General features: G+C 63.6%; 21 protein-coding genes. 13 read left to right on the top strand and 8 right to left on the bottom strand.

Annotated elements, in window-relative coordinates; translation table 11 throughout:
• Positions 1-28: 28 nt before the first annotated feature.
• From LB555_RS27950 to LB555_RS27940, 3 genes are all read right to left on the bottom strand, one after another.
• Positions 29-1,156, bottom strand: coding sequence for a sugar ABC transporter substrate-binding protein (locus tag LB555_RS27950; RefSeq protein ID WP_015317115.1), 1,128 nt, complete (start codon positions 1,154-1,156; stop codon positions 29-31).
• A 308-nt stretch (positions 1,157-1,464) separates the two neighbouring features.
• Positions 1,465-2,493, bottom strand: a complete 1,029-nt coding sequence (locus LB555_RS27945; protein ID WP_015317114.1) for a LacI family DNA-binding transcriptional regulator — start codon at positions 2,491-2,493, stop codon at positions 1,465-1,467.
• Positions 2,494-2,652: 159 nt separating this feature from the next.
• Entirely contained in the window at positions 2,653-3,882 is a 1,230-nt protein-coding gene (locus tag LB555_RS27940) for an MFS transporter (RefSeq protein ID WP_224684256.1), read from the bottom strand.
• Positions 3,883-4,054: 172 nt separating this feature from the next.
• Here LB555_RS27940 and LB555_RS27935 point away from each other — a divergent pair, with 172 nt between their 5' ends.
• On the top strand, positions 4,055-4,345 hold the full coding sequence (locus tag LB555_RS27935; protein WP_015317112.1) for a DUF3175 domain-containing protein: 291 nt from the start codon (positions 4,055-4,057) through the stop codon (positions 4,343-4,345).
• A 75-nt stretch (positions 4,346-4,420) separates the two neighbouring features.
• On the opposite strand, the gene LB555_RS27930 is transcribed toward LB555_RS27935, so the two are convergent.
• The 3 genes from LB555_RS27930 to LB555_RS27920 all read right to left on the bottom strand — a co-directional run bounded on the left by LB555_RS27930 (position 4,421) and on the right by LB555_RS27920 (position 6,811).
• Positions 4,421-4,882, bottom strand: coding sequence for an SRPBCC family protein (locus LB555_RS27930; protein ID WP_224684255.1), 462 nt, complete (start codon positions 4,880-4,882; stop codon positions 4,421-4,423).
• Between the two features lie 154 nt (positions 4,883-5,036).
• Positions 5,037-5,813, bottom strand: a complete 777-nt coding sequence (locus LB555_RS27925; protein WP_140790328.1) for a FadR/GntR family transcriptional regulator — start codon at positions 5,811-5,813, stop codon at positions 5,037-5,039.
• A 101-nt stretch (positions 5,814-5,914) separates the two neighbouring features.
• Positions 5,915-6,811 carry an NAD-dependent epimerase/dehydratase family protein gene (locus LB555_RS27920; RefSeq protein WP_015317109.1) on the bottom strand — a complete coding sequence of 299 codons (897 nt, stop codon included), beginning with the start codon at positions 6,809-6,811 and terminating at the stop codon, positions 5,915-5,917.
• 120 nt (positions 6,812-6,931) lie between these two features.
• Here LB555_RS27920 and LB555_RS27915 point away from each other — a divergent pair, with 120 nt between their 5' ends.
• On the top strand, positions 6,932-7,870 hold the full coding sequence (locus LB555_RS27915; protein ID WP_140615500.1) for an NAD(P)-dependent oxidoreductase: 939 nt from the start codon (positions 6,932-6,934) through the stop codon (positions 7,868-7,870).
• A 21-nt stretch (positions 7,871-7,891) separates the two neighbouring features.
• Here the strand turns inward: LB555_RS27915 and LB555_RS27910 are convergent, their stop codons facing one another.
• Positions 7,892-8,674: a FadR/GntR family transcriptional regulator gene (locus LB555_RS27910; protein WP_140615498.1), complete on the bottom strand. Its 783-nt coding sequence runs from the start codon at positions 8,672-8,674 to the stop codon at positions 7,892-7,894.
• A 187-nt stretch (positions 8,675-8,861) separates the two neighbouring features.
• Positions 8,862-9,851, bottom strand: coding sequence for a sugar-binding protein (locus LB555_RS27905; RefSeq protein WP_140615496.1), 990 nt, complete (start codon positions 9,849-9,851; stop codon positions 8,862-8,864).
• A 449-nt stretch (positions 9,852-10,300) separates the two neighbouring features.
• On the opposite strand from LB555_RS27905, the gene LB555_RS27900 reads away from it, so the two are divergent.
• From LB555_RS27900 to LB555_RS27850, 11 genes are all read left to right on the top strand, one after another.
• Positions 10,301-11,044, top strand: coding sequence for an ATP-binding cassette domain-containing protein (locus LB555_RS27900; protein WP_140615494.1), 744 nt, complete (start codon positions 10,301-10,303; stop codon positions 11,042-11,044).
• A gap of 61 nt (positions 11,045-11,105) precedes the next feature.
• Complete coding sequence (locus tag LB555_RS27895) at positions 11,106-12,104, top strand: ABC transporter permease (protein WP_015317104.1); 999 nt, start codon at positions 11,106-11,108, stop codon at positions 12,102-12,104.
• Between the two features lie 177 nt (positions 12,105-12,281).
• On the top strand, positions 12,282-13,109 hold the full coding sequence (locus LB555_RS27890; RefSeq protein WP_224523439.1) for a helix-turn-helix domain-containing protein: 828 nt from the start codon (positions 12,282-12,284) through the stop codon (positions 13,107-13,109).
• Positions 13,110-13,223: 114 nt separating this feature from the next.
• On the top strand, positions 13,224-13,667 hold the full coding sequence (locus LB555_RS27885; protein WP_224684254.1) for an SRPBCC family protein: 444 nt from the start codon (positions 13,224-13,226) through the stop codon (positions 13,665-13,667).
• 21 nt (positions 13,668-13,688) lie between these two features.
• Positions 13,689-14,486 (top strand): FAD binding domain-containing protein, encoded by a 798-nt coding sequence (locus tag LB555_RS27880; RefSeq protein ID WP_224684253.1) that lies wholly within the window; start codon positions 13,689-13,691, stop codon positions 14,484-14,486.
• A gap of 57 nt (positions 14,487-14,543) precedes the next feature.
• Entirely contained in the window at positions 14,544-15,026 is a 483-nt protein-coding gene (locus LB555_RS27875; protein WP_224684252.1) for a (2Fe-2S)-binding protein, read from the top strand.
• Between the two features lie 126 nt (positions 15,027-15,152).
• Positions 15,153-16,520: a xanthine dehydrogenase family protein molybdopterin-binding subunit gene (locus LB555_RS29375; RefSeq protein WP_263489340.1), complete on the top strand. Its 1,368-nt coding sequence runs from the start codon at positions 15,153-15,155 to the stop codon at positions 16,518-16,520.
• Position 16,521: 1 nt separating this feature from the next.
• The gene (locus tag LB555_RS29370; protein ID WP_015317098.1) at positions 16,522-17,526 is read left to right on the top strand and encodes a xanthine dehydrogenase family protein molybdopterin-binding subunit; all 1,005 of its coding nucleotides are present in this window, start codon (positions 16,522-16,524) and stop codon (positions 17,524-17,526) included.
• Positions 17,527-17,534: 8 nt separating this feature from the next.
• Entirely contained in the window at positions 17,535-18,416 is an 882-nt protein-coding gene (locus LB555_RS27860; protein ID WP_224684251.1) for an AAA family ATPase, read from the top strand.
• Entirely contained in the window at positions 18,413-19,684 is a 1,272-nt protein-coding gene (locus tag LB555_RS27855; protein ID WP_224684250.1) for a vWA domain-containing protein, read from the top strand. Before LB555_RS27860 ends, LB555_RS27855 begins: the two co-directional genes overlap by 4 nt.
• Complete coding sequence (locus LB555_RS27850) at positions 19,684-20,571, top strand: amidohydrolase family protein (protein ID WP_181171117.1); 888 nt, start codon at positions 19,684-19,686, stop codon at positions 20,569-20,571. The genes LB555_RS27855 and LB555_RS27850 overlap by 1 nt, the downstream gene beginning before the upstream one ends.
• The last annotated feature ends 48 nt before the right edge of the window (positions 20,572-20,619 follow it).

Below are 20,619 nucleotides of genomic sequence, written 5' to 3'. Positions count from 1 at the left end.
CCCCCCCCCCCCAGCCGATAGAAAGCGACTACTGGTTTTCCTTGGTCTGCCCCATGATTTCCTGGGCGCTGAAATTGATGCCGCAGGTCGGGAAGGAATTGCCGACGAAGAAATTGTCGGACTCCTTCGGGAAGTAATCCGTGCCTTCCTTCATGTCCGGATCCGTGGCGACGGCCAGAGGCAGCTTCACCTCCTGCGGCACCACTTCGCCTTCGAGTGCCGCGATCGCCGTCTTGATGGCGACGGCGACCTGGGCCGGGCCCGAGCCGGCGGAGGTGCACTTCAGGCCATCGGCCGAATGCGCCGCGCAGAACTTGCGGAAGCCGTTTTCGGTCTCGCCGCCGAACGGCACGAACGGATGCTTGGCGTCCATCATCGCCTGCACGATGCCGGTGTCGCCGCCCTGGCCGGTGATGCCGTCGAACGGACCGTTGGTGGCGATCGCATCGGCGGTCACTTTCTGCGCCACGCCGTCATCCCATTTGCCGGCGACTTCGGTCACATCCCACTTCTTGCCGGAGGCGTCGAACACCTCATGGATGCCGTTGTGGCGATCGGTGTCGACGGAGGTGCCGGCGACGCCGCGCACTTCCAGGATCTTGCCGCCATTCGGGATCTTGGCGACCAGCCACTTGGCCCACAATTCGCCAAGTCCCTTCTGGTCGACATTGACGTTGATAGCGTCCTTGGTGTCGAGAATATTGTCGAAGGCGACCAGCACGATGCCGGCTTCCTTGGCGCGTTTGATGACCGGGCCGAAGGCGGTCGGGTTCTGCGCGTCGGTGACGATGGCGTCATAGCCGGAATCGATGAAGTTGTTGATCGCCGAAATCTGCGCCGGCACGTCCTCGCCCGTCGAGACGACCTTGAATTCCTTGATCTTTGCCTTCACGTCGGGCTGCGACGCATAGGCCTTGGCCGTCTGCACCATCTGGATGCGCCAGGTGTTGGCGATATAGCCATTGGCGAAGGCGATGCGGAACGGACCTTCCTTCTTCGGAAATTTGAAGAACTTGGTGTTCGCGTCCCAGGGCGCGAAACAGTCGGCCTGGGCGGCGGGACCGGAGACGATCTCCGGGCCGGCAGCCATGGCCGCCGAATTGAGCATGACGAATGCGCTGGCAGCAACGATGCCGCCGACAAGTGACTTGATCATCGATAATCCTCCCGATTGCAGTTCCGATTTGTCGGTTCAGTTTTTATGCGATTTCGCGCTCCCGGCTGGCACCTCCCGCCTTACCCAGTCACGCCTGCCAGATGCCGAAGACCTCGGCGATCCCTCCCCTTGCCGTCTCCTTCGGTTGGGAAAAGGCTATCATATTATACATAATAAACAAGCATGAGCTGTTGCTTATGTATAATAAACAGGCCCAACATTTGAGTGGCGACGCTCTCCAATGGAAAATGGTAGCGCTACCATGACGTTGTGTAAAGCGTCATTCGCGGGTGTTCTCGAAAGCGTGTTCAGCGGGCTGTGCTCTCGCGGCGCTTCAGCTCGAAGCCAAGGTCGACGACCCGCTGCCGCGGCCTGTCACCCGATATCGCCGCAAGAGCCATGGCCACCGCGCGCCTGCCGATTTCGTAGCGATGGGTGCGGATGCTGGTGATCGAGGGAAACGCCACCTGCATCATGTCGAGATCGTTGAAGCCGACAATGCCGATGGTCTTCGGCACCTCGATCGAGGCACGATGGCATTCGAACAGCACGCCGAGCGCGATGTCGTCATTGTTGCAGAACACGCCGTCGAGCGTCGGCATCTTGGCAAGCGCATCGCGGAAGAGTTCGCGGCCAAGCGGCACGCTGGACAGCACCGGCGTGGTGGTGATCAGGCGCGGGTCCGAGAGCCCGGCCTTCTCCATCGCCACCCGGTAACCAGCCAGGCGCCGCTGCGAGCGCGGGTCCATGCGTGCACCGATGAAGCCGATCCGGCGATACCCGGCCTCTATCAGGTGCTCGGTCGCCGTCCGGCCGCCATCGAGATGCGAGAAGCCGACCATCATGTCCACCGGATCGGGTCCGGTCTCCATCACCTGAACCACCGGGCAACCGGCATTCTCCAGGAGTTTTCGCGAAGCAGGCGTCTGATCGATGCCGGCAATGATGAGCGCGGCCGGGCGTTGCGAACCGAACAGCTGCAGCAACCGCTCTTCCTCCAGTCCGGAATAGTGCGTATTGCCGAGCTGGATGCGGAACGGGCTGTCCGACAGGCAGTCATAGATGCCGCGCACCACCTCGGCGAAGACGTTGTTGGTCAGCGAAGGCACCAGTACGCCGAACACTTCGGCGCGCGCCGAGGCCAATGCACGCGCATTGGGGTCCGGCACATAGCCGAGTTCGTCGACGGCGGCCTGGATCTGACGGCGCAGTTCCTCGGAAACACGTGCCGGGTCGCGCAGTGCGCGTGAAACGGTGATGGCGCCGACGCCGGCCTTGCGTGCCACATCCGACAGGGTTGGGCGGCCACCGCCCCGGCGCGAACGCGGCTTGATCACGGTCTTGGCCCATGCGCATGGCCATCGAAGCGCGCCCGCAATGCGATCTTTCCAGCTGTCGCCATCTCACCGGCCTGTTGCCGCACCCATCCGCCCTGGCGTCGCGCAGTGACTGCCTGTTGTCAAGCCGAGCCACCAAGTGGCCGTGCTTGGCCTTCCTCAGGCGGCTACGGCAGCTCTGTGCCTCGCCTTCCACATGAACAGCCCGATCGCCAATATGTTAAGCAGGTTCCAGGCGATGCCGTTCAGGAAAGCGGCGGCATAGGAGCCGGTCAGGTCGTAGATCCAGCCCGACATCCAGCCGCCGATCGCCATGCCGAAAATCGTCGCCATCATGACGACGCCGATGCGCTGGCCGGCCTCCTTGGCGGGCAGGTATTCGCGCACGATGATCGCATAGCAAGGCACGATGCCGCCTTGCGACAAGCCGAAGACCAGCGACACGACATAGAGCGAGGCGAGCCCGTCGAACGGGATGTAGAACAGCAGCGACAGGCATTGCAGCACGGAGCCGATAAGCAAGGTTTTGACACCGCCGATGCGGTCGGCGACAAAGCCCGAGGCGAGCCGGCTGACGACGCCCGCGGCCATCATGATCGACAGCATGTCGGCGCCATGCGCCATGCCGTAGCCAAGATCCATGCAATAGGCGACGATGTGCACTTGCGGCATCGACATCGCCACGCAGCAGCCCAGTCCCGCGACGACCAGCAGCATCTGCATCGCGGCCGGAGACATCGGTATCGGCTGCACGGACCGGCTTCCGGCCGGGCCGACGGCTGCCGCTTCCGGAGCGCCGCGGCGCAGCAAAAGCACCAGCGGCACCATGGTGACCAGGCAGAAGACGCCGATGGCGGCATAGGTGAAGCGCCAGCCTTCCGCTTTGATCAGCGCCGGCATGATGGTCGGCCAGATCGCTCCGGCGAGGTAGTTGCCGGCCGCGGCCGCGGTGACGGCGACGCCGCGGCGGCGATTGAACCAGTGCGATATATCGGCGATCAGCGGCCCGAAGATCACCGATGTGCCGAGACCGATCAGCACGCCTTGCGCAAGGGTGAATTGCAGGATCGAGGTCGACAAAGCCGCGAGCAGAAGGCCGGCGGAGAGCGCGATCGAGGAAAACAGCGCCGGAATCCAGTAACCCATGCGATCGATGGCGCGGCCGACCAGCACATTGCCGGCGGCAAAGCCGACCATGGTTGCGGTGTAAGGCATGGATGCCGCGGCGCGGTCGACGCCGAACTCGGCCTGTACCGCAGGCAGCACCACGACGACGGCCCACATGCCGACCGCACCGATCGTCGCTAGCAGCATCGAGATGGCTAGACGCATCCAGGCGTAGGAACTGTCGATACCGGGGCTGGGCCGGCTCAAGTCGGTTCGTGACAAAGGCGTTTCCTGTCGGCGGCCTCAACCGCTGCTGTTTTGGCCACTATCGACGCATTCTCGGCGCACAGCAGCGCCACGGCGGGCAAATCGGTGGCTCCAGGGAGGTACGAGCGCGGGAACCGGCGCCAGCATCTGGAGTTTCCGATCAACAACCCCGCAAAGGAGACCAGCCATGACCGCCACCAAGCAGAAATGGTCGGCCGAGGTGACCGAGCACAGCGATGCTATGGATCTCGAGGACCACGTGTTCGAATCCGACGACGCCAAGAAGATCGCCGCCTCGCTCAAGCGTTCGGCCGAACACAGCCACCGCCGCAAGGCCGAGCCCTTCCAGTCCGCCATGTCGATGCTGAATTTCTACATCAACAGGGCCGGAAAAAACCTGCCCGCGGCTCGCAAGAAGATCCTCGAGGACGCCAAGGACGAATTGCGTGCCGCATTCGGGCGGCCAAAAGAGGATTAGGCTTTCGCCGCCAATGGCTCCTCAAGCTTGTTCCTCACCCCATCAAAAACGAGGTGAGGAACCCGTTTATTACCGCTATCCAGCCGGTAGGCGCCCTTGTCTGATCTCGGGTTCGACAAGCTTGGCCAGGTTTCGCAGCGACTCCTGCCAGCCGAGATAGCAGGCTTCGGCGGGAATGGCGTCTGGAATGCCGGCTTGTGTGATGTTCACTTCGGTGCCCACGGACACTTTCTTCAGCGTCACGGTCACCTGGATCTCGCCGGGCAGGTTGGGATCGTCGAACCTGTCGGTGTAGCGCAGGAGTTCGCCCGCGACGAGCTCGACGTACTCACCGCCAAACGAATGGCTGTCGCCAGTGGTGAAGTTGCGGAACGACATCTTGAAGGTACCGCCGACCTTGCCCTCGAAGTGATGAACCGTGCAGGTGAAGCCGTTCGGCGGAAGCCATTTGGCAAGCGCATCGGCCTCGAGGAACGCGCGGTAGACCTTCTCCGGGCTGGTGGTCAGAACACGGTGCAGACGTACGGTGCTGGGCATGTCGATACTCCTTCGTGGTCTCTGTTCGATGCCCCAAGGACGGGTACCGCACAGCCGATCCGACACAGGCTTTTGAATTTTGTGCGGTCCGGCCCCGAATTGCTTCGAATTCCAAGGCGCGAACACCCGCGCCCAACGGCCGTGTCGCGGAAATCTATCGCGAACGGATGACGTTGTCGGTATTGGCCAGCAGCTTGCGCACGGCATTGCGCGCCGCATCCGGCCGCTGGAGGCGGATGTTCTTTTCGATTGCCTCGTGCATCTTCTGGGCGAGCTGCAAATCGTCGAGCTCCCGGGTCGTGTAGGCAAACAGGTGATCGAAGGCGGATTCGATCAGCACGCCGAGCGGCACCAGCAGATCATTGCCCGAGGCACGCAATATGGCGAGGTGGAAGCGGGTGTCGGCACGGGTCCGTTCCTGCAAGCTTTTCGCCTCTCCCATCTCCCGGCAGGCCTGGCTGATCTCGGCCATCTGCTCGTCGGTGCGCCGCATGGCGGCGAATGCGGTCGCTTCCGGCTCGATGATGTGGCGGAATTCCTGCACCGTCTTCAGGAAAACCTCGCGGTCGGGCGACGTCGCGTACCAGGCGAGCACATCGCGGTCGAGCAGATTCCAGCGTTCCCTGGGTTCGACCCAGCTGCCGATCTTGGGGCGCGATGCGAGCAGGCTCTTGGCCATCAGCATCTTGATCGCCTCGCGCACCGCCGAGCGGCTGACGCTGAACGTCTCCGACCATTTGGCCTCATTGGGCAGGATGGTGCCGGGCGGATAATCGCCGCGCACGATCCTGAGCCCAATCTCGCTGGCCAGTGATGTGTGCACGCTGGAGCCCGGAATACGTGCCGCGTCGGCTCGCCGAACACCGGCCGGACGATCGGCGGCTACAGCCTTTTTCGGCGATTTTTCCTTGTTCGGCTTCGCGTCCCGCATGCAGTCCAGAAAGGCCGGTTTAGGGAGGCTGTCAAGCGCGGCGCGGGCGCGGGGCCGCAAAGCCGGCCTCTATGCACAACCCAGCCGCGATTCCACCACGCTCAGGCGGTCTTGACGTATTTGCGCCAGCTGTGCTCCGGGCGGAAGCCGAGCATGTCGCGCGCCTTGCGGTTCGACAGCAGCGTCTCGTATTCACCGAGTTCGCCCTTGACCGGCACGTCGGGATAGAACCGCTTCAGGAGTTCGGCGGTCGGCAGATCGGACGAGGTGTCGTCATTGGCGGCATTGAACACCTGGTAGCCCAGCCCATCCTTCTCGACGGCACGCAGCGTGATCTGGCCAAGGTCCCGGGCATCGATGTAGCTCCAGGCGATACGCTTGCGAAAACCAGGATCGGCGAACCATTTCGGAAACAGCGAATACTCATGCGGCTCGATGACGTTGCCTATGCGCAAGGCATAGATATCCGTGCCATTGCGCTGCGCGAAAGCGCGCGCGGTCTTCTCGTTGACGATCTTTGACAGCGCATAGCTGTCCATCGGGTCGACGTCATAGTCCTCGTCGAGCGGGAAATACGCGGGATCGCGCGGCTCGTTGGCGAACACCAGGCCGTAGGTCGTCTCGCTGGAAGCGATGATCACCTTGCGGATGCCGAGCTTCACCGCCGCCTCGATGATGTTGTAGGTGCCCATTGCATTGATGCGGAACACCTCGTTGTCGGGCGTGATCATGATGCGTGGAATGGCAGCAAAATGCACCACGGCGTCCACTGGCTGCGGGCGTAGCGAGGGGTCGAATTCGTGCAGCCCCATATAGCTAGACAGCGCGTTGAACACCTGGCCGCTGTCGGTGATGTCGGTGATCAGCGTGCGCACCTTGGGATTGTCGAGCGGCCTGGTGTCGATGTTGAGCACCTGGCAACCCTGCTCCACCAGATATTGCACGACGTGGCGCCCAGCCTTGCCGCTGCCGCCGGTGAACATGATCCGCTTCGTCATTTCTGGTCTCCACGAAAGTCCTGGGATTTACGTGTATTGTCAGACAATATTGCTTTCTGCAACCGTCTATGGCTAAAACAGCGGCGACATTATCGATAATCACGCAACAGGACAGACAGCATGAACACGACCGCTACGGGTGAGAAGATCGGCTTTGTCGGCCTTGGATTGATGGGGCACGGCATCGCCAAGAACATCGTCGACAAGGGATATTCCCTGACCTTCCTCGGCCGCAAGAACCGCAAACCGGCGGAGGATCTTCTCGGCCGAGGCGCTCGTGAGGCATCGACTTCCCGCGATGTGGCGGCGGCATCCGATATCGTCTTCATCTGCGTCACCGGCTCGCGCGAGGTGGAGGCTATCATTCGCGGTCCCGATGGCCTCAAGGAGGGTTTGAAGAAGGGGGCGGTCGTCGTCGACTGCTCGACATCGGATCCGGTCTCGACCGTGGCACTTGCCGCGGAACTCAAGGCGCTCGGCGTCGACTATGTCGACGCGCCGCTCAGCCGCACGCCGAAGGAAGCCTGGGAAGGCACGCTCGACGCCATGGTCGGCGCGCCCGATGCCGTCTTTGCCAGGGTCAAGCCGGTGATCGACACCTGGGCCGGCCGCATCGTGCATATCGGCGATACCGGAGACGGCCACCGCATGAAGCTGCTCAACAATTTCATCTCGCTGGGCTACGCCGCCCTTTATTCCGAGGCCTTGGCACTGGCGGAGAAGGTCGGCATCTCGCCGCCGCGTTTCGACAGCGTCATCCGCAATGGCCGCATGGATTGCGGCTTCTATCAGACCTTCATGCGCTGGACACTGGAAGGCGACCGCGACGCCCACAAATTCACCATCGCCAATGCCTTCAAGGACCTGACCTATCTGGAATCGATGGCGGGGGCGGCGGGCATCGCCAATCCGCTCGGCAACGCCACCAAGAACGCCTTCGCCGGCGCTCACGCAACCGGCCCGGCCGAGCAGTTCGTGCCGATGCTGGCCACGCACATCGCCAAGGTCAATGGCATCGACCTGATGCCGACGAAGGATGGAAGGAAGCAGACGATCTGAGACCCGGACGGTCGGCTGGCCTTAGCGCCGGCCCCTTCCGATCCCCTCATCGGTGTCGGCAAGCAGCTTGTGCACGGCGTTGCGCGCCGCGGCTGGCCGCTGCAGGCGGATGCTTTTCTCGATCGCCTCGTGCAGTTTCTGTGCCCGCCGTTGATCGCCGACCTGGCGTGTGGTGAAGATGAAGAGATGGTCGAGCGCCGATTCGATCAACACGCCGAGCGGCACCAGAAGGTCGTTGCCCGAGGCCCGCAGGATGGCGAGGTGGAAGCGCGTGTCGGCACGGATGCGCTCGGGCAGGTTGGCCGCCTCGCCCATCTCCCGGCAGGCCAGGCTGATCTCGGCCATCTGCTCGTCGCTGCGCCGTATTGCGGCAAAGGCGGATGCTTCCGGTTCGATGATGTGGCGGAACTCCTGCACGGTGCGAAGGAACGCTTCGCGATCCGGCGCGGTCGCGTACCAGGCCAGCACGTCGCGGTCGAGCAGGTTCCAGCGCTCCTTCGGCTCGACCCAACTCCCGATCTTTGGCCGCGACGCCAGAAGGCTCTTGGCCATCAGCATCTTGATCGCCTCGCGCACCGCCGAACGGCTGACATTGAAGGTTTCGGCCCATTTGGCCTCATTGGGCAGGATGCTGCCAGGCGGATAGTCGCCGCGCACGATCCTGAGGCCAATCTCGCTGGCGAGCGAGGCATGGACGCTGGACCCGGGAAAGTGCGCCGCATCCACCCTGCGCATGGCTGCCGGGTCGTGGCTGGCTTGCGCCTTGGCCCGGCCGGCTTTTTTCTTTGCCTTCTCGTCCGGCATCCACGTTCCAATAGGTCGGCCGCCAGTCACCCGGATTGATCCAAACCCGCGCGGCGCACCGATCCCGTTGCCGAAAATCCAAACCACTGACGCGTCAAAGCCGGGCTCCGATAGCCCCAACCAAGGCGTCCTGTTGAAGAATTGGAGGAAACGGGGCGCTCGTTGGCGAGCGCCCCGAAATCGCGGCCTATTTCTGGATGCAGGTGTCGACCGTGTCCTTGGTGCATTCGTCGAGACCGGTGAAGACCGGATCGTCAACCTTCTTGCCTTCGACCAGGTCGATCATCACCGATGGTGCCTTGTAGCCCATTTCGAAGGGCCGCTGGCCGACCAGCGCGGTGACAAGGCCGTCCCTGGCGATGGCCACCTCGTCGCCGATCGTGTCGGCGGCGCCGATGACGAAGTCGTTCTTGGCCAGCCGGTCCTTGAGCGGTCCGACCAGGTCGCGGTAGGGCTGCGGCGCGCCGAACAGCGGCCAGCCGCCCATGATGCCGAACGCGTCGAGCTTGGGATTGGCGGCGAGGATGTCGGTCATCGCCTGAACGCCCTTGGCTCCGTCGTCATTGGTGAATACCGGGCAGCCGGCGACTTCCGTCCAGCCGCCTTCGCCGGCAAGTGCCGTGAGGCCTTCCTTGCCCGTCAGCGCGTCGCGCATGCCTTGCGCGCGACGCAAGATGTTGTCGGCCGCCGGATTGCCCTCGATGGTGCAGATCGTGCCACCATTCGGCTTGGCCTTCTTGATGTACTCGCCGATTTTCTTGCCCATCAGGTAGTTGTCGGTGCCGAGATAGGTCTTGCGCAGTGCCGCGTCTTCCTTGGCGAGGTCGGCGTCGACGGTCATGATCGGGATCGACGGATTGGCGCTCTTGATCGTCTGTGCGATCAGTGGCGCGTTGGACGGCGAGATCGCCATCGCCACCGTGTCGGCCTTGCTCAGCATATCCTGCACGATCTGCGCCTCGCCGGCCTCGTCGGAAGTCGATGCCGGACCGGTGTAGAAGCATTCATATTCCGAGCTGGCGTTTTCCTTGTTCCATTTCTCGCAGCCCTGGTGGATGGCTTCGAAGAATGGATTGTCGAGACCTTTCACCACGATAACGAGCTGCTTCTTGGCCAAAGCCGGCCCGGCGCCCAACGCCATGGCGGCGACGGCGGCGAGCAATACTGTTTTCCTCATGTCAGTCCTCCCTTTGCAACCAGACGGACACGGCGTGCCCGCCACACAAACCAGCCGGGATGCGAGATGACTGAGACGCATGCGCCCATTCAATCCGGCCAGGCCGATAAGCATTTTCAGATACGACCCTCCCAGCGACGACGCTGCACGATCGCCAAAACCTTCCTGCCGTTGGCGCCGCCGATGGCGTCGTCAAAGCCGGCATGTCTTCCTCCGACGCTCAACTAATAACGGCTTGCCGCCAACGTCAATGCTATTTGTCCTACAAAACTGATTTTTCAAATTCCGCACGGCACTATTCGTCTGACAATTGCCTGTTCGACAATTGACGCCCGCGATGCCATTCGCGTAAATGACCGCATCGCTGCCCCCGGGAGGAGCTGGGGAAAGCCAATGGAAGCTGTCGCCTGTCCGCGTGCGGATGGGCCAGGCATGGGAGGCAAAGACGGGTGGCGGTTCTCGAACTCACCAACATCTCGAAGCATTTCGGCGCCATCCAGGCGGTCAACGACGTGTCGCTGTCGATCGAGCCCGGAGAGGTCGTCGGCCTGATGGGCGACAACGGCGCCGGCAAGTCGACGCTGGTCAAGATGATCGCCGGCAATTTCCGCCCGAGCCATGGCACGATGCGCATGGACGACAAGGAACTCATCCTGCACAAGCCGGTCGAGGCCCGCCAGCACGGCATCGAGATCGTCCACCAGGACCTGGCGCTCTGCAACAATCTGACGGCGGCGGCCAATGTCTATCTCGGCCGCGAACTGCGCCGTGGCGTCGGCCCGTTCCGCATCCTCGACTATGCGGCGATGTACAAGCGCGCCGGCCATATCTTCGCCGAGCTGAAATCCGAGACGCGCCCGCGCGATCTCGTCAAGCAGATGTCGGGCGGACAGCGCCAGGCCGTGGCGATCGCCCGCACCATGCTGTCGCAGGCCAAGATCGTGCTGATGGACGAGCCGACGGCGGCGATCTCGGTGCGGCAGGTCGCCGAAGTGCTCAACCTCATCCGCAACCTGCGTAACCAGGGCATCGCCGTGGTGCTGATAAGCCATCGCATGCCCGACGTCTTCGACGTCGCGGACCGCGTCATCGTGATGCGGCGCGGCAGGAAGGTCGCCGACAAGGCGATCGCGTCGAGCTCGCCCGAGGAAGTCACCGGGCTGATCACCGGCGCCATCGAGCAGGCGGCGTGAGAGGGATAAAACCGGGTTTCATTGCGCTGGCGCGTTTCGCTGCCGGCAGGAAAGGTCGATAATGGCAGTCACCCTTGACCAGACGATCGCGCAGAAGCAGCACACTTTCCTGTCGCGCCTGTTCTCCAGCCAGACTTTCTGGGTGGTGGTCGCCGTCATCCTGGCCTGCATCTTCCTGTCCTTCGCCACCGATGCCTTCGCCACCTCGAAGAACCTCTACAACATCACCCGCAACATCACCTTCGTCGCCATCGTGGCGCTCGGCATGACCTTCGTCATCATCACCGGTGGCATCGACTTGTCGGTCGGCTCGGTGCTGTGCCTGTGCTCGATGGTGCTGGCCGTCACCATGCATGCAGGCTATTCGATCGAGATCGGCATTCTGGCCTCGATCGCCACCGCGCTCGTCATCGGCGCCTTCAACGGCATTTTTATCGCCTATCTGGGCTTTCCGCCCTTCGTGGTGACGCTCGGCATGCTGTCGATCGCCCGCAGCCTCGCCATGGTCGCCTCCAACAACACCGTCGTCTTCCAGTTCGGCCCGGACCACGACAAGCTGCTGGCACTCGGCGGCGGCGCCTGGGTGTTCGGCATCGCCAACCCGGTGCTCTACACGATCCTGCTGGCCCTGATCACCGGCTTCGTCCTGCGCTGGACGAAGTTCGGCCGGCATATCTTCGCCATTGGCGGCAACGAGCACGCCGCGACGCTGACCGGCGTGCCGGTGCGCCAGATCAAGGTCGCCGTCTACATGATCTCGGCGCTGTCGGCCGGCATTGCCGGCATCATCGAAACCGGCTGGCTCGGCGCTGTCACCACCAATCTCGGCAACGGCATGGAACTGCAAGTGATCGCCGCCACCGTCATCGGTGGCGCCAATTTGGCCGGCGGCGTCGGCACCGCCTTTGGCGCCATCGTCGGTGCTGCCCTCATCGAGGTGATCCGCAACAGCCTTGGCTTGCTCGGCATCAACGCCTTCTGGCAAGGCACTTTCATCGGCGGCGCCATCCTGCTCGCGGTTCTGTTCGACCGCATTCGCAATTTCAGGCGCAGCGACTGAGGGCTCTTCGCCGTCGAAGCGCTATTCATTCTGATCCTATCGCTCAGTCTGAAAATCGGCTGAAGCCAACCTCCATTGGTACCGGCCAACAGCCGATGCCTTGACGGATGCCGAAAACCGGCCGCACAATCCTCCCTGCAAGCGAAGGGAGGCCAGTCGCTTGCGGGAGGATATGCCATGACGGAAGCGATCAGGCTCTACTGGGGCCGGTTCGGACATGTTTCTGTCCTGAATGTCGCGAGCGACTTCGTCACCCATGCCCATGTCGAGGCACATCTGATCATCTGGCTCGAAGGCACCGCCGGCGAGATGACCATCGGCCGCGAGACGGTCCGCCTCGGCCCTTGCACCGCCGCCGGCATCAATTCCTTCCAGCCCCACAGCCATGTCCTGTCGCAAAACGGGACGCCCGGTCTGTTTCTCGCCTTCTACATCGATCCCGACTGGGCCCGCCGCCGGCGCGACCTGCCGTCCAGCGCGCCGCTGTTTTCGCGGGCGGCGATCGCGCTCGAGCCTTGGCTGCACCAGGCGGCCGCCAGCCTGCTCGACCATCTCACCGACAATGAGAGCGTCGACGACGTCGCCAATTACGAGATCGAGCGCTTCATCGACTCGGTGCTCGATGCCGCCGACGCGTCGGCGCCGCAGGAAGCGCGCGGCCGCATAAACACCGTGCAGGATTTCCGCGTCCGCAAGGCGATCCAGCTGATGAAGGCCAATGTCTGCGAACGCATCTCCTTCGACGACGTTGCCCGCGCCGTTGGCCTTTCGCGACCGCATTTCTTCGCCTTGTTCAAGGAACAGACCAACCTGACGCCCAATGTCTACTGGAACACGCTGCGCATGGAGGAAGCGGTGCGGCAGTTGCAATGGTCGCGGGAGCCGCTGATCTCGGTCGCCTGCAATCTCGGCTTCACCACGCAAGGCAATTTCTCGCGTTTCTTCCGTGACCATGTCGGCGTGCCGCCGACGCTCTACCGCGAGGCCGCGCGGGCAATGGCCTGAGCCGGCAGCCATCTGTTTTTCAGACTGGTTGATAGACGCTCAAGACGCATTGATAAGCGCTGTGCGCGCTAGCGCCCTACCCTTGCCGCAACGAAATTCGCAAGGGAACATCATATGCCCAAAGTCACCATCTCCAGCGTCATCGACGCACCGGTCGAAAAGGTTTGGGCGCGCATACGCGACTTCAATGGGTTGCCGGATTGGCATCCACGCATGGTCGAAAGCCATATCGAGGACGGCAAGGACGCCACCACCATCGGCTGCGTGCGCAACTTCCAGCTGGCCAGCGGTGCCCGCCTGCGCGAAAAACTGCTCGACTTCTCCGATGACAATTTCCTCGTCAGCTATTCCATCCTTGAAACGCCGCAGCCCCTCACCAACCACAAGGCGACGCTGCAGCTCAGGCGCGTCACCGACGGTGACCGCACCTATGCCGAATGGACCGCCAGCTTCGACGCCGCCGCCGAGGAAGCGGACAAGTTGGCCGAAGGCATGGGAACCAACGTCTTTCAGGGTGGCTTCAATGCATTGAAGAGCCATTTCGCCGAGCAAGGCTGAGCCAAACCACGGGAGCGCGCCATGGCGCTGGCATTGCAGACATTCTCGACCGTGAAGGACGCCAATGCGGCGCTGACGGTCGCTGGCAGCCGCTATCTCGGCGGCGGCACGCTTGTGGTTCGAGCCGCCAATGAAGGCGGTATCTCCGTCTCCACTCTTGTCCGCGCCTCCGACCCGGCCCTGTCGGCCATCGCCCTGTCCGACGGCAAGGTGCGCATCGGCGCCTCGGTGACCATGGCGGCGATCGCCCGCCATCCGGAACTCGGTACCCTCGCCAAGGCCGCCCGCGTCGTCGGTGGCCCGGCGATCCGCAACATGGCGACCGTCGGCGGCAATCTGTTCGCGCCGGCGCCCTACGGCGATTTCGCCGTGGCCCTGCTGGCGCTCGACGCAACGGTCACTACCGATGACGGCGAAAGGCCCATCGATACCTTCCTGGCCGCGCGGGACGACTCCCGCGCCATCGTCACGTCGGTGGGTTTCACGCTTCCGAAGCCCGGCAGCTTCCGCTTCCTCAAAGTGTCGCGGGTCAAGCCCAAGGGGGTCTCGGTGCTGAGCATCGCCATCGTTCTGGAACAGGCTGAAGACGGGACCGTGTCCTCGGCGCGGGTCGCGCTGGGCTGCATGGCCGATCGGCCGATGCGTGCCATGGCAGCGGAAAAAGCGCTGCTCGGCAGGACGCTCGACCCGGATGGCATCGCACCGGCGCTGGCCGCCGCGGCTGAAGGCATCTCGCCCATCACCGACCCGATCGCCAGCGCCTGGTATCGCGCCGAAGTGCTGCCGGTGCATCTCGGCCGACTGCTGCTGACCGAATAACACCCGTGGGAGGGCGCGCGTCTGTCCGCTCCTCGGGCAGGCGCGCAAGGAGGAAGAATGGCAAAGGTCCCCGTTCAATTCACGCTCAACGGCTCCGAAAAAGCCGAATTCATAGAAAGCGGCACCACGCTGCTCAATGCCTTGCGCGACAAGATCGGCGACACCTCGCCGAAGGGCGGCTGCCACCAAGGCACGTGCGGCGCCTGCTCCGTCATCATCGACGGCGAGTTGAGGCTCTCTTGCCTGACGCTGGCCGAGACCTGCAACGGTGCAACGATCACGACCACATCGGGCCTCGCCGAAGGCGGCGTGCTGCACCCGCTGCAACGCGCCTTCCTCGACGCCTTCGCCACGCAATGCGGTTTTTGCACGCCGGGCATGATCATGGCCGCCAAGGTGCTGCTCGACCACACGCCCAATCCCAGCCGCGAGGACGTCGTCGAGGCGCTGTCCGGGAACATCTGCCGCTGCACCGGCTACGAGCCGATCATCCAGGCGGTGCTGACCGCCGCCCGCGCCAATTCGCAGAACGCGGCCTAGAGCCGGATGATTTCAGGTCGAACAGACCTGAAATCCGAATCCGGCTCTAAATCAAAGAGATAGAGCATGATGTCGCCCGAAAACCGCTTCACACTTTTCGGCATCATGCTCTGAGGGACCAAAGAAATGGAATTGCGCAAGAGCTACTTCGCCGATGTCCGCAAGGACGATCTGCATGAGATCGGCCAGGCGCGGCCACGCTCGGATTCGCCAGGCCACGTCACCGGAAAGACCGCCTATTTCGCCGACCGCAACTTTCCCGGCATGCTGCATTTGAAGATGGTGCGCAGCCCTCATCACCATGCCCGCATCCGCTCGATCGACACGTCGGAGGCCGAAAAACATCCGGGCGTGGTCAAGGTGCTGACGGCCAGGGACGTGCCGCACAATGTCTACACGATCCTGATCCTGATCCAGGTCGGACCGGAAGACGAGACGGTCCTGGCCGACGGCAAGGTGCGCTGGAAGGGCGAGGCCGTGGTGGCGGTGCTGGCCGAAACCGAGCGGGCCGCCCAGGAAGCCGCCGCCAAGGTCAAGGTCGATTATGAAGTGCTGCCCGCCGTGTTCAACATGGAGGAAGCGCTGAAGCCCGGCGCGCCCATCGTCAACGAGTATCACGGCCAGAACCATTACCTCTATGACAGCGGCGCGTGCCGCAAGGTGCGCTTCGGCGATGTCGAAGCGGGCTTTGCCGAGGCCGATCACGTGCTGGAGCAAAGCTACCAGTCCTCGCCGATCGAGCATGCGCCGACCGAGACGACCGGCTGCGTCGTGGCGCCCGAAGGCAATGACCGCTTCACCTGCTACACCAACACCCAGGCGATGTTCTTCACCCTCGACAACACCTCGATCATCCTGCAGATGCCGGGCAGCAAGCTGCATTTTGTCGGCGGCACAGTCGGCGGCGGTTTCGGCGGCAAGGTCGATGTCATCGTCGAACCGATCGCCATCCTCGGGGCAAAACTAACCGGGCGACCAGTCTGTTTTATCTACAGCCGCGAGGAGGAGATGCAGATCTCCTCGCCCCGCGCGGCCGAAAAAGTCGTCATCAAGGACGGCGTCATGAACGATGGCCGCATCGTCGCACGGAAGGTCACCGGCTACACCGATGCCGGTGCCTACTCCCGCCACTCGCCCTATGGCGCGCAGAAGGGCGCCGGGCACTATCCCGGTCCCTACACCATCCCCAACGTCTGGATCGACACCTACTGCGTCTACACCAATCGCACGCCGTCGTCGGCCATGCGCGGCTTCGGCGTCACCATCGGCGATTTCGCGCTGGAGGTGCAGATGGACAAGCTGGCGCGGCTGATCGGCATGGATCCACTCGAATTCCGCTTCATCAATGCCTATCGCGACGGCGACATGAAGGCGCATCGCCAGCCGACCGAGGGCGCGGCACTCATCGAATGCATGCAGGAAGCCTCGCGCGCCGCCCACTGGCCGGTGGCGGAGAAATACATGGCGATGTCCTCCTACAAGAACGGAGCTTGAGATGGCGATCAGGCGTGGACGCGGCGTCGCCGCGATCAACTATCCCACCGGCATGAACCTTGGCGGCGACCCGACCCAGGCGCTGGTGCATTCGACCCCGACCGGCAATTTCATGGTCACGCTGTCCTCGGTCGATCTCGGCCAGGGCATGAAGCAGATCATGGCGCAGATCTGCGCCGAGACGATCGGCGTGCCGACCGATCGCGTCGTCGTCGACACCGCCGACACCGACACCGGCCCGCACTGCATGGGCACCTTCGCCTCGCGCGGCACACACCGCGCCGGCAACGCGGTCATCCAGGCCGCCAGGGAAGCCCGCCAGGTGATGCTTGAAGTGGCGGCCGAGGAACTGGAAGTGAATGCCTCGGACCTCGAAACCGACGGCCAGGGCAACATACTGGTCAAGGGCGCGCCGCAGAGATCGATCTCGATCTTCGATGTCGCCCTGTCGGCGCATTTCAAGCGCGGCCGCTCGATCTCAGGCCGCGGCATGTTTTTGATCCCGCGCTCCTATCCGGAGAAGGAGACCGGCGCGATGAAGCCGTCGACCTGCTACGCGCATGCCTGCACGGTGGCCGAGGTGGAAGTCGACGACGAAACCGGCGAGGTCACGGTGCTGACGGTGAAGAACGTCTTCGAGATTGGCCGCGCGTTGAACCCCAAAATGGTCGAGCAGCAGCTGGTCGGCGGCTCCTGGATGGGCATCAGCCATGCGCTCTACGAGACGACCGAGCCCTACTACCCCAACCGCGACCATGGCGGTACCGACTTCAACCAGTATCTGATGCCTGGTCCCGGCGACCTCGCCGAAACCGAAATCATCGTGCTGGAGCGGCCTTCGGCAGATGGCCCCTATGGCGCCAAGGGACCGGGCGAAATGTGCGCCAACCCCCAAATCCCGGCGGTCGCCAACGCCGTCTTCGACGCGGTCGGCGTGCGCATCGACACGCTGCCGATCACGCCGGAACGCATTTTGCGCGCGCTCAAGGCGCAAGCGGCTAACTGAGGACCGACATGCCCGAGGGAAACGCCGAAACGCTCGCGAGCTCGCCGGAGGCGGTGGCCGAGCGCCTCGCCGCCTCGCGCTATCTGGCCGACGACAGCCTCGCCACCGCGATCTTCCTGGCGATCCGGCTGGGCAAGCCACTGCTGCTCGAAGGCGCGCCGGGCGTCGGCAAGACGGAAGCCGCCAAGGCGATCGCCGAGCTGCTCGGCCGCGATCTGGTGCGCCTGCAATGCTATGAAGGCATCGACGCCGCGCATGCGCTCTATGAGTGGAACTATCAGCGCCAACTGCTCGCCATCCGCCATGCCGGCGAGCACGAGATCGACATCTATGATGACCGTTTCCTGATTGCCCGGCCGCTGCTGCAGGTGTTGAAGGCGCCGCGGCAGCGTATTTTGCTGGTCGATGAGATCGATCGCTCGGACCATGAATTCGAAGCGCTGCTGCTGGAATTCCTGTCTGATTTCCAGATCAGCATCCCCGAGCGCGGCACCATCCGTGCCGCCGCACAGCCGATCGTCATCCTGACTTCGAACCGCACCCGTGAACTCGCCGAGGCGCTGCGCCGCCGATGCGTCTATCACTGGATCGGCTATCCCGACGCCGAACGCGAGGCCGCCATCATCATGCTGCGTGCTGGCGATGTCGCGGAGGCTACCGCGCGCGCGGTGGCGGCCGCCGTGCAGACCATCCGCGCCCGTCCGCTCGCCAAGCCGCCCGGCATCGCCGAAGCCGTCGAATGGGCAAATGCCGCGACGATCCTGGAGAAGGGCGGCAGCCCGTGGCCGGAAGCCTTCCGCCGCGCCATCGGCGTGTTGATCAAGGACGAGGAAGACCTCTCCTACATCGCCCCCGAGCTTGGCCGCATCGTCCAGGAGGCACTGGCGTGAGCCGGGACGTCAACGATCCCTTCGCCCCGTTCACGGGGAGAAGGTGCCCCGAAGGGGCGGATGAGGGGCGGCGCCACGATGGCCAGAAGTCGGCGCTGCCCCTCACCTGCCTGCCGGCATCCTCTCCCCGTAAACGGGGCGAGGAGAGCGTACCTCCCGCTGCGGCGCCCTTGCTCGGCTTCGCCCGCCTGCTGCGTCGCTACGGCTTTGCCATAGCCCCCGAACAAGTCTCCGGCTTCATGCAGGCGGTAACCTTGCTTGGCCCCCGCTCGATGGCCGACATCCGCCAGGCAGCGCTGGCCACCCTGGCGCCGCCACCTGACCGCCGCGACGAATTCGAGGCGCATTTCCAAAGCCATTTTTACGGCAACACATCAGCCGTGGTGGAAGGCGACAGCGACGAGGAAACCCGCGTCAAGGATGATGGCGGCGCCGACGACGAGCGGATCGAAGCCGAGCAGCGACAGGAAGGCGGCGAGCTATCCTCGGCGATCGAACAGTTGAGCAGCCGCGACTTCCAGCGCGACAACGACAGGCTGACCGCCTTCCGCCGTCAACTGTCGAGCGCCCTGCCTGCCCGCCGCTCCTTCCGCACGGTGCGCACTCATTCGCGCGGCAAGCTCGACCTGCGCCGCTCGCTCAGGGAAATCGTCAGCGCCGATGGCGATGTCCCCTCACCCTTGTTGCGCCGCCGCCAGACCGTGCCGCGCAAACTGCTGATCCTGATCGACGTGTCCGGCTCGATGAAGCTGCACACGTCGGATTATTTGAAGCTCGCGCATGCCGCCGTGCAAGGCGCTGACCGGGCAGAAATCTTCACCTTCGGCACGCGCCTAAACCGCATTACGTCAGCGCTGCGGATCCGCGACAGGAACCAGGCGTTGGCGCGCGCGGCAGCCCAGGTCGACGACTGGGACGGCGGCACCCTCATGGGGCCAACGCTGCTTGCCTTCCTCTCCGTGCCGCGTTTTTCCGCCTTCGCACGTGGTGCGGCAGTGATCATCCTGTCCGACGCGCTGGAGCGCGGCGGCCATGCCGAACTGGAGACGGCGATGCGCCGGCTGAGCGCCCGCGCGTTCCGGCTGTCGTTGGCGACACCTTTGGCCGGCGACCCGCGCTTCCAGCCGGCAACGGCGGCACTTCGCGCCATCCTGCCTGACCTGGACGATCTGGTCGACGGCTCGTCGCTCGCCGGCCTCACCGATTTCATCCTGTCGCTCGCCCGCCCTGCCCCACGGGCGGCGACAATCTGGAAAAGGGTATCGTGATGCAGAAAGCCATCGACGCGCATTTCCACATCTGGCGCCAGCAGGACCAGCCCTGGCTGGTCGGGCCGATGGTGCCGCGCATCTTCGGCCCCTACGAGCCGATCCGCCGCGACTACCCGATCGAGGAGTTTCTCGCCGACCAGCAAGGTTCCGGCGTCGAGAAAGCGGTCTACGTCCAGACCAACTGGGCGAAGGAGGACTTCGAAAAGGAAGTCGCCTTCCTGCAGAAAACGGCAGATGAAACCGGCTGGCCGCACGCCATCGTCGGCTACACCGACATGACGGTGGACGATATCAGACCCCAGATCGACCGCTTGAAAAAATATCCGCTGCTGCGCGGCGTGCGCATGCAGTTGCATTGGCACGAGACCCCGGCCTTCCGCTTCGCCACTGGCCCCGATCAGGTGATCGATCCCAGGGTACGAGCCAATGTAGCGCGGCTGAAGGATTATGACCTGTCCTTCGACCTGCAGCTCTTTCCCGCCCAGATGAAAGACGGGTTGACGCTGGTCGGAGAAAATCCAGAGACCAATTTCATCCTCACCCACGCCGGCATGCTGACCGGCATGGATCAGGAAACCACCGAAGACTGGAAGGCTGGGCTGCGCACGCTGTCGGCGGCGCCGAACGTCTACGCCAAGCTGTCTGGCCTCGGCACCTTCGTCCACCGCAACGACCCGGCGCTGATCGCCTATATCGTCGACAACGCGATCGAGATATTGGGCGCGGATCACCTGATGTTCGGTTCCAACTTCCCCATCGAGAAGTTGTGGACGAGCCACGCCGAACTGATCAAGGCCCACCGCGCGGCTGTAGCGAAGCACGGTCCGGCGGCCGAGGCTGATATCTTCTGGAATACGGCGGAGCGGATCTACCGGCCGGCTTGACCGCCAGGGAGTTCGCCGCGCCATTGGCGCGGCGATGCCCTGGCAAGT

The sequence above is a fragment of the Mesorhizobium sp. BR-1-1-10 genome, assembly GCF_020165595.1.
In the GTDB taxonomy this organism is placed as follows: Bacteria; Pseudomonadota; Alphaproteobacteria; order Rhizobiales; family Rhizobiaceae; genus Mesorhizobium; species Mesorhizobium australicum.
This window is presented reverse-complemented; position numbering and strand designations above follow the sequence as displayed.

Excerpts from the sequence above, each read along its gene's own strand:
- LB555_RS27950 (WP_015317115.1), bottom strand. The coding sequence starts at position 1,156 with ATGATCAAGTCACTTGTCGGCGGCATCGTTGCTGCCAGCGCATTCGTC.
- LB555_RS27935 (WP_015317112.1), top strand. The coding sequence starts at position 4,055 with ATGACCGCCACCAAGCAGAAATGGTCGGCCGAGGTGACCGAGCACAGC.
- LB555_RS27930 (WP_224684255.1), bottom strand. The coding sequence starts at position 4,882 with ATGCCCAGCACCGTACGTCTGCACCGTGTTCTGACCACCAGCCCGGAG.
- LB555_RS27925 (WP_140790328.1), bottom strand. The coding sequence starts at position 5,813 with ATGCGGGACGCGAAGCCGAACAAGGAAAAATCGCCGAAAAAGGCTGTA.
- LB555_RS27920 (WP_015317109.1), bottom strand. The coding sequence starts at position 6,811 with ATGACGAAGCGGATCATGTTCACCGGCGGCAGCGGCAAGGCTGGGCGC.
- LB555_RS27915 (WP_140615500.1), top strand. The coding sequence starts at position 6,932 with ATGAACACGACCGCTACGGGTGAGAAGATCGGCTTTGTCGGCCTTGGA.
- LB555_RS27910 (WP_140615498.1), bottom strand. The coding sequence starts at position 8,674 with ATGCCGGACGAGAAGGCAAAGAAAAAAGCCGGCCGGGCCAAGGCGCAA.
- LB555_RS27905 (WP_140615496.1), bottom strand. The coding sequence starts at position 9,851 with ATGAGGAAAACAGTATTGCTCGCCGCCGTCGCCGCCATGGCGTTGGGC.
- LB555_RS27895 (WP_015317104.1), top strand. The coding sequence starts at position 11,106 with ATGGCAGTCACCCTTGACCAGACGATCGCGCAGAAGCAGCACACTTTC.
- LB555_RS27890 (WP_224523439.1), top strand. The coding sequence starts at position 12,282 with ATGACGGAAGCGATCAGGCTCTACTGGGGCCGGTTCGGACATGTTTCT.
- LB555_RS27885 (WP_224684254.1), top strand. The coding sequence starts at position 13,224 with ATGCCCAAAGTCACCATCTCCAGCGTCATCGACGCACCGGTCGAAAAG.
- LB555_RS27880 (WP_224684253.1), top strand. The coding sequence starts at position 13,689 with ATGGCGCTGGCATTGCAGACATTCTCGACCGTGAAGGACGCCAATGCG.
- LB555_RS27875 (WP_224684252.1), top strand. The coding sequence starts at position 14,544 with ATGGCAAAGGTCCCCGTTCAATTCACGCTCAACGGCTCCGAAAAAGCC.
- LB555_RS29375 (WP_263489340.1), top strand. The coding sequence starts at position 15,153 with ATGGAATTGCGCAAGAGCTACTTCGCCGATGTCCGCAAGGACGATCTG.
- LB555_RS29370 (WP_015317098.1), top strand. The coding sequence starts at position 16,522 with ATGGCGATCAGGCGTGGACGCGGCGTCGCCGCGATCAACTATCCCACC.
- LB555_RS27860 (WP_224684251.1), top strand. The coding sequence starts at position 17,535 with ATGCCCGAGGGAAACGCCGAAACGCTCGCGAGCTCGCCGGAGGCGGTG.
- LB555_RS27850 (WP_181171117.1), top strand. The coding sequence starts at position 19,684 with ATGCAGAAAGCCATCGACGCGCATTTCCACATCTGGCGCCAGCAGGAC.